Consider the following 13,055-nt stretch of genomic DNA (forward strand, 5'->3'; position numbering starts at 1 on the left):
CGGCTAGAGCGCGCCGCTCGCACCGCCCCGCGCGCCCGCGACTGGAGCGCCGCCCGGGCCGCCCCGCCGCTCCCCCACCCGCCCCCTGGCCCACAATGGACCGGGTGAACCAGGCGAACGACCTCGACTCCTTCTCCGCGCTGCACACGCCCGAAGGGCAGGCGCTGCTGGCCGAGCTGCGCGATCACGACCCGGCCGACGAGCTGGCGACCGCGACCCGGCTGCGGCGCGATCACCCGGCGTCGCTGGTGTCCGCCGCGCTGGGCCAGGCACGGCTGCGCCAGCGCGCGGCGGCCAAGTTCGGGGCGGACGCCGCGCGCATGTACTTCACGCCCAACGGCGTCGAACAGTCCACCCGCAGTACGGTCGCCGCCCACCGCGCCACCCGCCTCGCCGCCCTCGGCGTCCGCTCGCTCGCCGACCTGTGCTCCGGCATCGGCGGCGACGCCATCGCCCTGGCGCGCGCCGGCATCCACGTCCTGGCTGTCGACCGCGACCCGCTGGCCTGCGCGGCGGCCCGCGCCAACGCCGAGGCGCTGGGGCTGGCCGACCGGATCGAGGTGCGCTGCGCCGATGTCACCGAGGTGGACACCTCGGCGTACGACGCGGTGTTCGTCGACCCGGCGCGGCGGGGCGGCCGCGGCGGCCGGATCTTCGACCCCGAGGCGTACTCGCCGCCGCTGTCCTGGGCCGTGCAGGCCGCCCGTACGGCGCCGCACGCGGCCCTCAAGATCGCGCCGGGCATCCCGCACGAGATCGTCCCGGAGGAGGCCGAGGCGGAGTGGATCTCCGACGGCGGGGACGTCAAGGAGGCCGTCCTGTGGTTCGGCACCGCACCGGGCGCCCGCCGCGCCACGCTCCTGCCCGCCGGTGACTTCCTGCTCGGCACCGGCCTGCCCGACCCGGAGCCGGGCCCGGTCGGGCGCTGGCTGTACGAGCCGGACGGCGCCGTCATCCGGGCCCACCTCGTGGCCGAGGTCGCGCAGCAGGTGGACGGCCGGCTGATCGACCCGACCATCGCCTACGTCACGGCCGACGAGCACCACCCGACCCCGTACGCCACGGCTTACGAGATCACCGACACCCTGCCCTTCAACGTCAAGAAGCTGAAGGCGCTGCTGCGCGAGCGCGGCGTCGGAATCGCCGTGATCAAGAAGCGCGGTTCGGCGGTCGAGCCCGACGAGCTGCGCAAGAAGCTCAAGCTCTCGGGGCCGAACTCCTGCGTGGTGTTCCTGACGCGGGTGGCCGGCGCGCCCACGATGCTGCTGGGCCGCGCGGCGCCCACCGCGTGAGCGTCTGAACGCCTGAGCGCCCGAGCGCCGCCTACGCCCGGTCCGTCAGCTCCTCCGCGTACACCTGCGAGAGGGGCTGCGGGCCGACGTACTGCTGGCAGGTGCACGGCCCCGGCTCGTACGCGACCGGCTTCTTCTCCGCGTCCCAGGCCGTCGGCACCTGCGTCACCTCGTGGCACCGGCCCTGCTTGTCGTGCTTGGCGAGGTGGTGCGTACACCCGCACACCGGCTCCGGCGGCCGCTGCGCCGCCTCCAGCTCCAGCCGGTCCCGCCGCACCAGCTCCAGCCGCTCCATCTTCCGCTTGTGCCGCGCACTCATCGCCTTGCGCCCCACATCGACAACCTTGGCGAAACCCCCCGCCATGAAGAACGCGAATACCCACCAGATCCAGTTCACGGCCTGCCGCCTCCCCGTATGTCTGCTTTCGGCTTGGCCAGGGTATGACGTGGTGTCACGGAACGGACGGGGCAGGGCCTGTTCTCAGAGGCTCGCGAACGGCGGAACGATGCGAGTGATCACCACCAACTTGCTCCGCGGGGCGGGAAGGAAGAAGAAGTATCCGCCTGCCGCATCCATCCGGCGCAGCCCACCGGGGCGAGGCCCGTCGCCCAGGTCAGTGATGTCGACCCCCACATCGGCCAGTTCGACGAGTTGGCCGACCAGGTGCTCGACCTCGGCCACCACCTCGGAGGGCAGGCCTCCCGCCACATGCTGGAAGTCCGGGTCGTACTCCCACCTCCAGTTTTCCTTCAAGACGCTTCCTGCGCCACGGCTGCGTGGGCGGCGTCCAGGATGCGGCCGAGTTCGGCCGCGGCGCTCCGGGCCTCGTCGGCGTTGTCGGTGGCCTCGGCCAGGTCCTCCAGCTCACGGAACCTGGCGGCGACCTTGGGATGACGCTGGATGTGCACGTACACGGCCCACTGGGTCGTGAAGCGCCGCAGCGGCAGGAGATCGGATCCCTGCCGGGCCTGATCGGCAGCCCGGGAGAGCTCGCGGGCGAACGCGGGCAGGGCGGCAGGGGCGATCTGCGCCACCGCATCGCGCAGCAGCGTGATCGACGCCGGTGGCTGTGGGATGAGGGGGCGCTCGGAGGCACTGGCGGTCATCGGTTCTCCCATGCGCGGGATTCTGGGCCGTGGGCCCAGAGTAGCCAGCGGGAACCGGGCTGCTTCATGCGAACGAGTGGCGCGGCAAGTCCCGTGGGGCGACCTGCCGCAGTGCCCTCCCCTACGAGTACAGGTTGTCCTTGCTCAGCTCATGGAAATGATCGTGGTCGTGTGCGTGGCCGTGGCTGTGGCCATGGCCGTGATCGTGCCCGTCCCCGTGATCGTGGTCCGTCCCCGGTACGTGCGGCTCCGTGACCGGGAGCGACGAGTCGGCCGAGAGGTCCCAGGAGGACGCCGGGCGGTTGCGGGCGACCATTTCGGCGCCGAGGGCGGCGACCATGGCGCCGTTGTCGGTGCACAGTTTGGGGCGGGGGACGCGCAGGGTGATGCCGGCGTCCTCGCAGCGGCGCTGGGCCATCGCGCGGAGGCGGGAGTTGGCCGCGACGCCGCCGCCGATCATGAGGTGGTCGACGCCGTTGTCCTTGCAGGCACGTACCGCCTTGCGGGTCAGTACGTCGACGACCGCCTCCTGGAAGGACGCCGCGACGTCCGCCACCGGAACCTCCTCGCCCGCCGCACGCTTGGCCTCGATCCAGCGGGCGACGGCGGTCTTGAGGCCGGAGAAGGAGAAGTCGTAGATCGGATCGCGGGAGCCGGTCAGGCCGCGCGGGAAGCGGATCGCGTCCGGGTCGCCCTCGCGCGCGTAGCGGTCGATGACCGGGCCGCCCGGGAAGCCCAGGTTCAGCACGCGCGCGACCTTGTCGAACGCCTCGCCCGCCGCGTCGTCGATGGTCGAGCCGAGGGGGCGGACGTCGGCGGTGATGTCGGGCGCGAGCAGGAGGGAGGAGTGGCCGCCGGAGACCAGCAGGGCCATCGTCGGCTCGGGCAGGGCGCCGTGTTCGAGCTGGTCGACGCAGATGTGCGAGGCGAGGTGGTTGACGCCGTACAGCGGCTTGCCGAGGGCGTAGGCGTACGCCTTGGCCGCCGAGACGCCCACCAGGAGGGCGCCGGCCAGGCCGGGGCCTGCCGTGACCGCGATGCCGTCCAGGTCGGACGCCGCGATCCCGGCGTCCTTCAGCGCGCGCTGGATGGTGGGGACCATCGCCTCCAGGTGCGCGCGCGAGGCCACTTCCGGTACGACGCCGCCGAAGCGCGCGTGCTCGTCGACGCTGGAGGCGACGGCGTCCGCGAGGAGCGTGTGCCCGCGCACGATGCCGACGCCGGTTTCGTCGCAGGAGGTCTCGATGCCGAGGACGAGCGGTTCGTCAGCCATGGGTGGGGGTTCCTTGTGCGGAGGGGGATTCGGGGGAGGGGGAGGGGGCGGCGGCCGGCGTCCCGGTCCCGGAATCGGCCGGGGAATCGGCCGGGGATTCAGCCGCGGATTCGGCCGGGGATTCGGAGGGGGACTGCGTGGTACGGCGCATGACGAGCGCGTCCACGTTGCCGGGCTGGTAGTAGCCGCGCCGGAATCCGATCGGCTCGAAGCCGAAGCGCTCGTACAGCCGCTGTGCCCGCGTGTTGTCGACGCGTACTTCGAGCAGCACCTCGGCGCACTCGAAGGCGGTCGCGGCGGACAGCAGCTCGGTCAGCAGCCGGGAGCCGAGGCCGGTGCCCCACTGGTCGCGGGCGGTGGCGATGGTCTGGATGTCGCCGGTGCCGTCGACCGCGGCGAGGCCGCCGTAGCCGACCAGGCGGCCGTCCAGTTCGGCGACGACGTAGCGGCGGTTGGCGGCGGGCCCGCGGGCGTGCGCCAGCTCGGACCAGAACATGCCCGCCGACCAGGCGTCCTCCGGGAACAGCTCGCGTTCCAGGTCCAGTACGGGGGCGATGTCCCACCAGCGCATCTCACGGAGCACGGCGCCGTCCCGCGCGCCCTCCCCGGCAGCCACCCGCGCGGTCACTTCGGCGTGACCACCTTGTAGTTGGCGGGCACCTGCGCGTCCGGGCGGCGCAGGTACAGCGGCTGCGGCGGCAGCAGTTCCGCACCGCGCCCCAGCTTCTCGGCGGCCAGCGCGGCGAGCGCGCCCGCGGACTGGTGCTCGGGGCCGTCTGCCCGTACGCCGGTGAAGGTGTCCGCGTAGAGCACCGCGCCGGCGCCCACCGCCGGCACCCCGCCGACCTGGTCCGCGATGTCCGCGGGGCGGTCCACGGCGGGTTCGGTCAGGCGCGTGCGGGCGTCGGCGTAGCGCGCCCAGTAGACCTCCTTGCGGCGCGCGTCGGTCGCCACCACGAACGGCTCGTCGAGCCCGGCGGCGTACGCGATGCCGTCCAGCGTGCACAGGCCGTGGACCGGCACGTCGAGGGCGGCCGCGAAGGTCGCCGCGGTGACGAGTCCGACCCGCAGCCCCGTGTACGGGCCGGGGCCGACGCCGACCACGATGTCGCTGACCGCGGCGAGTTTCACGCCCGCCTCGGCGAGCACCCGGTCGACGGCGGGCAGCAGCAGTTCGCCGTGGCGGCGCGCGTCCACCTGACGCTCCTCGGCGAGTACGCGGGAGCCGTCGTGGACCGCGACGGTGACGGCGGGGGTTGCGGTGTCCAGAGCAAGCAGCAGCACGCCTTCAAGACTACGGCTCGGCCGCGGGTGCCCTGCCGGGTGCTACCGTCACCCGTAGTCACGCGCGTACGAAAGGTGGCACGGCGGTGTCCGGTAAGAGCAGCACGATCGTCACCGCTTTGACCGCGGCCGCGCTCGCCGCCGTCGGCTTCCTGGCCTATCAGGCGTCCGCCTCGGCCCCCGACCACACCACCGCGGGCAAGCCCCCGTCGTCCTCCGCGAGCCCGGCCCCGGGCAAGGACAAGGGCAAGGACGGTACGGGCAAGCAGCAGACCGAGGTCCCGGTGCCGCCGAACTCGGGCGAGGGCGAGCGGGTCGTCTACGCGCTGGGCGCGCGCCGGGTGTGGCTGGTCACGGCGGACGGCAAGGTGAAGCGGACGTTCGAGGTCACGCCGAGCACCGTGTCCCCGGCGCCGGGGACGTACAAGGTCAACGGTCGGTCGCTGAAGATCCCCGGCTCGGACGGGGTGCCGATCGAACACGTGGTGCGTTTCACGATGGCCGAGGGCGTCGTGGTCGGCTTCAGCTCGGCGGTCGACGGCTCGATGCCGGACCCGAACGCGAAGAAGAAGACCGGCGGTATCCGGGAGACCCGCGAGGACGGCACGGCGCTGTGGGACTTCGCGCTGGGGGGAACGAAGGTCGTCGTCGTTTCCTGAGGGCGGGTGCCTGAAGGGCGACGCCTGGGCGTGGGGGCTCCCCCTACGCCGCGTCGCGCCTCCCCGCCTCCTGCGGGCCGATGACCCGCGTCCCGTCCGCCTCCGCTTCCGTGCCCTCCTCGGCACGTGCCGGCGGCTCCGGGGGCGTGGACACCGCGCTGGCCGCGGCGCACGCCGCCAGCAGTTCGTTCATGGTCGGCGACGGCTCGGTCGCGCCGCTGCGGACCCCTGCGGTGACGGGCTGGTGGGCCGACATGGATGCCTCCCGTGGCTCTGGGCGGGCAAGCGGGCGTAGTTAGGCAGACCTAACCGACTCTCTCTTCACCCATGTGACCACGTTCGGCGCCGCGCGCGCAACATCTTCCCGACGGCTTGTCGGAAACTACGGTACGGCCGGCCGCCCGCTCCCCGGCCGGTACGCCCTACTCCCCCGCCAGCACCGTCAGGTCCACGTCCGCCCAGCGCCGCCCGACACCGCGGACGGAGACCTCGCGTACGTCGTCCTCGTCCGTCACCACGTCGGAGTGCGCACCGTCCGGCAGGCCCGGCGCGTCCGCGCCCACCGCGCGCTCGATGACCAGGTGCAGCCGGTCCTCGGACAGCTCCTCGACCTTGTCCTCGCCCCACTCCACGACCACCACCGACTCCGGCAGCGACACGTCGAGGTCCAGGTCCTCCATCTCGTCCAGCCCGCCGCCGAGCCGGTACGCGTCCACGTGCACCAGGGCCGGGCCCGCGCCCAGCGGCGGGTGCACCCGGGCGATCACGAACGTCGGCGAGGTGACCGCGCCGCGCACGCCCAGGCCCTCGCCCAGGCCGCGGGTCAGCGTCGTCTTGCCCGCTCCCAGCTCCCCGGTCAGCATCACCAGGTCCCCCGGCCGCAGCAGTCCGGCCAGCCTGCGGCCCAACTCCAGCATGCGCGTGGGGGACTTGACGGTTACGTGCACGGTCGTCTCGGTGGCGCTCATGCGCCGATGGTACGGGGCACACAACCGGCATTCCGAACCCGACCGCGGCGGGCGGGTGCCGGAACGCCGCCCTACGCCCGCGCCGACCGGGCCGCTGCCGCCGTCGCCGCCGCCCGTTCGATCAGCGTCTCCAGATGGCTCGTGACCACCTCGGGCCGCTCCAGCATCACCAGGTGTCCCGCGCCCGGCTCGCACACCGACTCGGCGCCCGGCAGCAGCCCGGCGATGGTGTCGCTGTGGTCGGACGGGGTGATCAGGTCCCGGTCGCCGGCCAGCACCAGGGCCGGTACGGCGTCGAACGCGGCCAGCGCCTCGGTCTTGTCGTGCACCGCGAAGGCCGGGAAGAACTCGGCGACGACATCGATCGGCGTCGCCTCGATCATCCGTTCGGCGAACCGCGCCACCCCCGGGTCCACCTCTTTCGGCGTACCGAACGAATACCGCTTGACCAGGCCGGCGAAGAGGTCGGCGGTCGCCCGGCGGCCCTTCTCGACCAGCTCGCTCTGCGAGCCGAGCGCCTTGAGCACGCCCGGCGCCAGCTTGTGGAACGCCTTGACGCCCAGCGACGGCAGCCCGAAGGCGACCTCGCTGAGCCGTCCCGCGGAGGTACCGATCAGCGCCACGCCGACCACCCGCTCCGCGACGTACTCCGGATACTGGTCGGCCAGCGCCATCACGGTCATGCCGCCCATGGAGTGCCCGACCAGCACGATCGGCCCCTCCGGCACGGTGGTGTCCAGCACCGCCTTCAAATCCCGGCCGAGCAGGTCGATGGTGACCGGCTCGGTGCCCTCGCGCTGTGCCCTGCCGCGCTCCGAGCGGCCGTGGCTGCGCTGGTCCCAGTGGACCGTGCGCACCGCGCCGCGCAGGGCCGCGCGCTGGAAGTGCCAGGAGTCCTGGCTGAGGCAGTAGCCGTGGCAGAAGACGACCGTGGGCGCCTCGGCGCGGCGCCCCAGCAGCTTCAGCAGCCGCTTGCGGCGCGCGCCGGCGGTGCCGCCGCCCTTGGCGCCCTTGCCGTCACCCGGCTCGTCGATCTCGTAGTGCAGCTCCGTGCCGTCCTCGGCCACGGCCGTGCCCGGCGTGCCGCGCAGCGTGCCGTACGGGCCCGCCGCGTCCAGCGCGAGCCGCGCCTTGCGCCGCATGCCCCGGCCGACCGTCAGCCGTTCGATGGCCACGCCCGCGGCGGCACCCGCCGCCACCACGCCGATCGCCGCCCCGGCGATGCCCGCGTGGCGTCCGGCCCGCGTCCAGCCGCCGACCGCCGTCGCCGCCTCGGCCGCCGCTCCCGCCGCGTCGATCGCGGTGTCGGCGGCCGCCCCCGTCCTGTCACTCATGTCCCGCTCCCCGTGTCCGCGCGCTCATCAACATAGACGCGTGGCACCCGGGTACCGATCCGCGTGACGATTTCGTACCCGATGGTGCCCGTCGCACGCGCCCAGTCCTCGGCGGTCGGCTCGCCCCGGTCCCCCGGGCCGAACAGCACAGCCACGTCTCCCACCTGGGCCGGGTCCCCGCCAAGATCGACCACAAACTGATCCATCGCGATCCGTCCGGCGACCGTCCGCCATTTGCCCGCGACCAGCACCGGTCCGCTGCCCGACGCATGCCGGGGGATGCCGTCGGCGTAGCCGAGCGGCACGAGGGCGAGGGTGGTGTCACCGGACGTCGTGTACTGGTGCCCGTACGAGACGCCATGGCCGCCGGGTACCCGCTTCACCGACGCCAGCGACGCCTCCAGCGTCATCACCGGCCGCAGCCCGAAGTCCTCCGGCACGCCCATCTCGGGGCTGGGCGAGATGCCGTAGATGCCGATCCCGGCGCGCACCAGATCGAAGTGCGCCTGGGGGAGGCTGAGCAGCGCCGGGGTGTTGGCGTGGTGCCGTACCTCCGGGTCCAGCCCGGCCTTGCGGACCACCGCGTCGGCCTCGGCGAAGGCCGTGAGCTGGGCGTCGATGGAGGGGTGGCCCGGCTCGTCGGCGCAGGCGAAGTGCGACCAGACGCCGGTGACGCGGATCGCGCCCTCGGCCTCGGCGGCGCGCGCGGCGGCGACCAGCTCGGCCCAGTCGGCGGGCTGGCAGCCGTTGCGCCCCAGACCGGTGTCGACCTTCAGCTGCACCCGGGCGGTACGGCCGCAGGCCCGCGCCGCGTCCATGACCTCGCGCAGCGCCCACATGCCGCTGACCGACACGTCGATGTCCTGCTCGATGGCCTGCCGCCAGGGCCCGCCGGGCGTCCACAGCCAGCACATCAGGTGGCCGGTGTCGCCCGCGTCCCGCAGCGCGAACGCCTCCTCCGGCAGGGCCGTACCCAGCCAGGTGGCCCCGGCCTCCCGCGCGGCGCGGGCGCACCGGACGGCACCGTGGCCGTAGCCGTCCGACTTCACCACGGCCATCAGCTCGGCCCGTGGTGCGCGGGCCCGCAGCGCCCGCACATTGGAGCGCACCGCGGCGAGGTCGATGGCCGCACGGGCACGCATGGCTGTGTGGTTCATCCACCCAGTGTCTCAGGACGGGGGTTGGGGCCTGGAGAGGCAGGTGAAAAGAGCGTGCGCCGCCCTCAGGGCCGGCTGACGTCCCGCCACGCCTCCCCCAGCGCCCCCGCCACGTCCGTCGCCAGGATCGGCGCGCCGTCCGGGGTGGCCGCCAGCCGGGCCGCCAGGCCGTGCAGATACGCGCCCACGGAGGCGGCGTCGCGCGCGGACAGGCCGGTGGCCAGCAGCGATCCGGTCAGGCCGGACAGCACGTCGCCGCTGCCGGCGGTGGCCAGCCAGCCGGTGCCGGTGGGGTTGGCGCGTACGGGGCCGCCCGCCGGGCCTGCTACGAGGGTGGTGGAGCCCTTCAGGAGGGCCGTGGCGCCGTACCGCTCGGCCAGTTCCCGTACGGAGCGCAGGCGGGACGCCTCCACGTCCGCCCGGTCGGCGCCGAGCAGCGCGGCGGCCTCTCCGGCGTGCGGTGTCAGCAGGGTCGGCGCGGCACGGTCCCGTACCCGCGCGGCGTCCAGGAAGCGCAGCCCGTCGGCGTCCACCAGCACGGGTACGTCGGAATCCAGCACGTCCGCCACGGCGTCGCCGTCGTCGCCGATGCCCGGGCCGATGACCCAGGACTGGACGCGGCCCGCCTTGGAGGGCGGTCCTGCGTGGACGAGCGTCTCCGGGAACTGCGCCAGCACCTCTTCGGCCGCCGGGCCCACGTACCGTACGGCCCCGGCGCCGCCCCGCAGCGCGCCGGACACGGCCAGCACCGCGGCGCCCGGATAGCGCGCGGAGCCCGCGACCACGCCCACCACGCCGCGCCGGTACTTGTCGCTCTCCGCCGAGGGGCGGGGCAGCAGGTCCGACACGTCCGCGTACTGAAGCGCCTCCACCCCGGCGTCCTCGGGCAGGTCCAGGCCGATGTCCACCAGCCGCAGCGCGCCCGCGTACTCGCGCGCCGGGTCGATCAGCAGGCCCGGCTTGTACGCGCCGAAGGTCACCGTCACATCGGCCCGTACCGCCTCCCCCGGCACCTCTCCGGAGTCCGCGTCCACACCGCTCGGCAGGTCGACGGCCACGGTCATGGCCTGCCGGGCCGCCTCGGCCAGCCGTGCCGCCTCCGGCCGGAGCCCGCCCTTGCCGCCGATGCCGACGATGCCGTCCACGACCAGGTCGGCGCGGGCGATGTCGGCGCGGGCGTCGGCGGACACCCGGCCCCCGGCCGCCTGAAGGGCCGCCAGGCCGCCCGCGTGGGCCCGTTCCGGGGACAGCAGGACGGCGCGTACGCCCGCGCCGCGCCGGGCCAGCCGGGCGCCCGCGTACAGCGCGTCTCCGCCGTTGTCGCCGCTGCCCACGAGCAGCACGACCCGGGACCCGTACACCCGCCCCAGCAGCTCCGCGCAGGCCACCGCCAGCCCGGCGGCGGCCCGTTGCATCAGGGCCCCTTCGGGCAGCCGCGCCATCAGGTCCCGCTCGGCAGCCCGTACGACATCCACGCTGAACGCAGTCCTCATGCCCCCAGTCTCACCCCGGGCGGCGGCAACATTCCTCCGGCTCGCCCGGCGCACCGGACGGTACGGCCCTGCGGCCGGATCGCGTACGGATCGCGTACGGACGGCCACGGGGGCACCGCTCACCCCTCCGCGATCACCACCGCCGAGGCCACGCCCGCGTCGTGACTGAGCGACACGTGCCAGGACCGGACGCCCAGTTCCGCCGCTCGTTCGGCCACCGTCCCGCGGATCTGGAGTATCGGCTGCCCGGACTCCAGCACCGCCACCTCCGCGTCCGTCCAGTGCAGCCCGCCGGGCGCGCCCAGCGCCTTGGCCACCGCCTCCTTGGCGGCGAACCGGGCGGCGAGCGAGGCGGTGCCCCGGCGCTCCCCGCTGGGCAGCGTCAACTCCCGCTCGACGAACAGCCGGTGCGCCAGCTCCGGGGTGCGCTCCAGGGCCGCCCCGAAGCGGTCGATCTCGGCTACGTCGATACCGACCCCGATGATCATTCGACGGTCACCGACTTGGCGAGGTTGCGCGGCTGGTCCACCTCGTTGCCGCGCGCCGTGGCCAGTTCGCAGGCGAACACCTGGAGCGGCACCGCGGAGACCAGCGGCTGGAGCAGGGTGGGGGTGCGCGGGATGCGCACGATGTGGTCCGCGTACGGGACGACCGCCTCGTCGCCCTCCTCGGCGATCACGATGGTGCGCGCGCCCCGGGCCCGGATCTCCTGGATATTGGAGACGATCTTGCCGTGCAGGACGGACCGGCCGCGCGGCGGCGGCACGACCACCACCACCGGCACGCCCTCCTCGATCAGCGCGATCGGGCCGTGCTTCAGCTCGCCCGCCGCGAAGCCCTCCGCGTGCATGTACGCGAGTTCCTTGAGCTTGAGCGCGCCCTCCAGGGCGACGGGGTAGCCCACGTGCCGGCCCAGGAACAGCACCGTGTCCTTGTCCGCGAGGCTGCGCGCCAGCTCCCGTACCGGCTCCATCGTCCCCAGGACCTGCTCGACCTGCGTACCGACGCCGGCCAGCTCGCGCACCACGGCCCGGATCTCGTCGCCCCACTGCGTGCCGCGCACCTGCCCCAGGTAGAGCGCGAGCAGGTAGCAGGCCACCAGCTGGGTCAGGAACGCCTTGGTGGAGGCGACCGCGACCTCGGGCCCGGCATGGGTGTAGAGCACCGCGTCCGACTCGCGCGGGATCGTCGAGCCGTTGGTGTTGCACACCGCGAGGACCTTCGCGCCCTGCTCGCGGGCGTGCCGCACCGCCATCAGGGTGTCCATCGTCTCGCCGGACTGCGAGATGGCGACGACCAGGGTGCGCGGGTCCAGGATCGGGTCCCGGTAGCGGAACTCGCTGGCCAGCTCGACCTCGCAGGGGATGCGGGTCCAGTGCTCGATCGCGTACTTGGCGATCATCCCGGCGTGGAAGGCCGTGCCGCAGGCCACTATCACCACCTTGGTGGCCTCGCGCAGCACCGCGTCATCGATGCGCACCTCGTCCAGCGAGAGCACCCCGGACCCGTCCACCCGGCCCAGCAGCGTGTCGGCGACCGCCTTCGGCTGCTCGGCGATCTCCTTGAGCATGAAGTAGTCGTAGCCGCCCTTCTCGGCAGCCGACGCGTCCCAGTCCACGTGGTACTCGCGCACCTCGCCCGGCGCCCCGTCGAAGCCGGTGACCGTCACCCCGTCCCGGCGCAGCTCCACCACCTGGTCCTGGCCCAGCTCGATCGCCTCACGGGTGTACGCGATGAACGCCGCCACGTCCGACGCGAGGAACGCCTCGTCCTCGCCGACGCCCACCACCAGCGGCGAGTTGCGGCGCGCGCCCACCACCACGTCCGGCGCGTCCGCGTGCACCGCGACCAGCGTGAACGCGCCCTCCAGGCGGCGGCACACCTGGCGCATCGCCTCGGCCAGGTCGCCGCAGGAGGAGAAGTTCTCCGCCAGCAGGTGCCCGACGACCTCGGTGTCCGTCTCGGAGGCCAACGTGTGACCGCGCTCGGAGAGTTCGGCCCGCAGCGCCGCGAAGTTCTCGATGATGCCGTTGTGGACGACGGCGACCCGCCCGGCGTTGTCCAGGTGCGGATGGGCGTTGGCGTCGGTGGGCGCGCCGTGCGTGGCCCACCGGGTGTGCCCGATCCCGGTCGTCCCGGCCGGCAGCGGACGCTCGGCCAGCTCCTTGTCGAGATTGGCGAGTTTGCCCGCCTTCTTGGCCGCGGCCAGGCCCCCGTCGGCCAGTACGGCCACCCCGGCCGAGTCGTAGCCGCGGTACTCCAGCCGCTTCAGCCCGGCGAGCACGACGTCCAGGGCGGACCGGCCGCCCGCATACCCCACGATTCCGCACATGGGGGCAGCCTACGGGGCGGCGTGATCAAAACCGCCGCTCTATACGGTCAACCCGCGGCGCCGCTGCCGTACGGCCCGTGCACGGCCCGTACGCGACACGGAAGGCCACAACCCCACCCCGGAGTGAACCGGGCGCCACGCGCGCGGACAATGGGC

15 protein-coding genes are annotated in these 13,055 nt (G+C 73.8%); 2 read left to right on the top strand and 13 right to left on the bottom strand.

Translation table 11 applies throughout. The features are described from left to right. Positions 1–95 precede the first annotated feature (95 nt). The gene (locus IH45_RS0132630; RefSeq protein WP_050515345.1) at positions 96–1,292 is read left to right on the top strand and encodes a class I SAM-dependent methyltransferase; all 1,197 of its coding nucleotides are present in this window, start codon (positions 96–98) and stop codon (positions 1,290–1,292) included. 31 nt (positions 1,293–1,323) lie between these two features. On the opposite strand, the gene IH45_RS0132635 is transcribed toward IH45_RS0132630, so the two are convergent. The 6 genes from IH45_RS0132635 to tsaB all read right to left on the bottom strand — a co-directional run bounded on the left by IH45_RS0132635 (position 1,324) and on the right by tsaB (position 4,956). Beyond that, positions 1,324–1,689, bottom strand: coding sequence for a hypothetical protein (locus IH45_RS0132635; RefSeq protein ID WP_030676946.1), 366 nt, complete (start codon positions 1,687–1,689; stop codon positions 1,324–1,326). An 84-nt stretch (positions 1,690–1,773) separates the two neighbouring features. Further along, positions 1,774–2,046, bottom strand: a complete 273-nt coding sequence (locus IH45_RS0132640) for a hypothetical protein (RefSeq protein ID WP_030676949.1) — start codon at positions 2,044–2,046, stop codon at positions 1,774–1,776. Next, positions 2,043–2,399, bottom strand: coding sequence for a hypothetical protein (locus IH45_RS0132645; protein ID WP_030676952.1), 357 nt, complete (start codon positions 2,397–2,399; stop codon positions 2,043–2,045). Before IH45_RS0132645 ends, IH45_RS0132640 begins: the two co-directional genes overlap by 4 nt. Positions 2,400–2,520: 121 nt before the next feature. Further along, positions 2,521–3,672: a tRNA (adenosine(37)-N6)-threonylcarbamoyltransferase complex transferase subunit TsaD gene (tsaD, locus tag IH45_RS0132650; RefSeq protein ID WP_030676956.1), complete on the bottom strand. Its 1,152-nt coding sequence runs from the start codon at positions 3,670–3,672 to the stop codon at positions 2,521–2,523. Further along, complete coding sequence (gene rimI, locus IH45_RS0132655) at positions 3,665–4,243, bottom strand: ribosomal protein S18-alanine N-acetyltransferase (protein WP_234440767.1); 579 nt, start codon at positions 4,241–4,243, stop codon at positions 3,665–3,667. Before rimI ends, tsaD begins: the two co-directional genes overlap by 8 nt. Before the next feature lie 53 nt (positions 4,244–4,296). After that, entirely contained in the window at positions 4,297–4,956 is a 660-nt protein-coding gene (gene tsaB, locus IH45_RS0132660) for a tRNA (adenosine(37)-N6)-threonylcarbamoyltransferase complex dimerization subunit type 1 TsaB (protein WP_030676962.1), read from the bottom strand. An 86-nt stretch (positions 4,957–5,042) separates the two neighbouring features. Between tsaB and IH45_RS0132665 the strand changes: the two genes are divergently transcribed. Beyond that, positions 5,043–5,615: a hypothetical protein gene (locus IH45_RS0132665; RefSeq protein ID WP_030676965.1), complete on the top strand. Its 573-nt coding sequence runs from the start codon at positions 5,043–5,045 to the stop codon at positions 5,613–5,615. 43 nt (positions 5,616–5,658) lie between these two features. Here the strand turns inward: IH45_RS0132665 and IH45_RS01000000144340 are convergent, their stop codons facing one another. From IH45_RS01000000144340 to glmS, 7 genes are all read right to left on the bottom strand, one after another. Further along, positions 5,659–5,871 carry a hypothetical protein gene (locus IH45_RS01000000144340; RefSeq protein WP_032918746.1) on the bottom strand — a complete coding sequence of 71 codons (213 nt, stop codon included), beginning with the start codon at positions 5,869–5,871 and terminating at the stop codon, positions 5,659–5,661. Positions 5,872–6,037: 166 nt separating this feature from the next. After that, on the bottom strand, positions 6,038–6,583 hold the full coding sequence (tsaE, locus tag IH45_RS0132675) for a tRNA (adenosine(37)-N6)-threonylcarbamoyltransferase complex ATPase subunit type 1 TsaE (protein ID WP_030676967.1): 546 nt from the start codon (positions 6,581–6,583) through the stop codon (positions 6,038–6,040). A gap of 71 nt (positions 6,584–6,654) precedes the next feature. Next, positions 6,655–7,917, bottom strand: coding sequence for an alpha/beta fold hydrolase (locus IH45_RS0132680; protein ID WP_030676970.1), 1,263 nt, complete (start codon positions 7,915–7,917; stop codon positions 6,655–6,657). Continuing rightward, positions 7,914–9,074 carry an alanine racemase gene (gene alr / locus IH45_RS0132685; protein ID WP_030676972.1) on the bottom strand — a complete coding sequence of 387 codons (1,161 nt, stop codon included), beginning with the start codon at positions 9,072–9,074 and terminating at the stop codon, positions 7,914–7,916. The genes IH45_RS0132680 and alr overlap by 4 nt, the downstream gene beginning before the upstream one ends. 65 nt (positions 9,075–9,139) lie before the next feature. Next, positions 9,140–10,567, bottom strand: coding sequence for a bifunctional ADP-dependent NAD(P)H-hydrate dehydratase/NAD(P)H-hydrate epimerase (locus IH45_RS0132690; protein WP_030676975.1), 1,428 nt, complete (start codon positions 10,565–10,567; stop codon positions 9,140–9,142). Positions 10,568–10,686: 119 nt separating this feature from the next. Continuing rightward, a complete protein-coding gene (locus IH45_RS0132695; protein ID WP_030676976.1) occupies positions 10,687–11,055 on the bottom strand; it encodes a holo-ACP synthase in 369 nt (122 codons plus the stop codon). Further along, a complete protein-coding gene (gene glmS, locus IH45_RS0132700; protein WP_030676979.1) occupies positions 11,052–12,899 on the bottom strand; it encodes a glutamine--fructose-6-phosphate transaminase (isomerizing) in 1,848 nt (615 codons plus the stop codon). The genes IH45_RS0132695 and glmS overlap by 4 nt, the downstream gene beginning before the upstream one ends. Positions 12,900–13,055: the final 156 nt, after the last annotated feature.

Source organism: Streptomyces rimosus subsp. rimosus (assembly GCF_000720725.1).
Classification (GTDB): Bacteria; Actinomycetota; Actinomycetes; order Streptomycetales; family Streptomycetaceae; genus Streptomyces; species Streptomyces rimosus_A.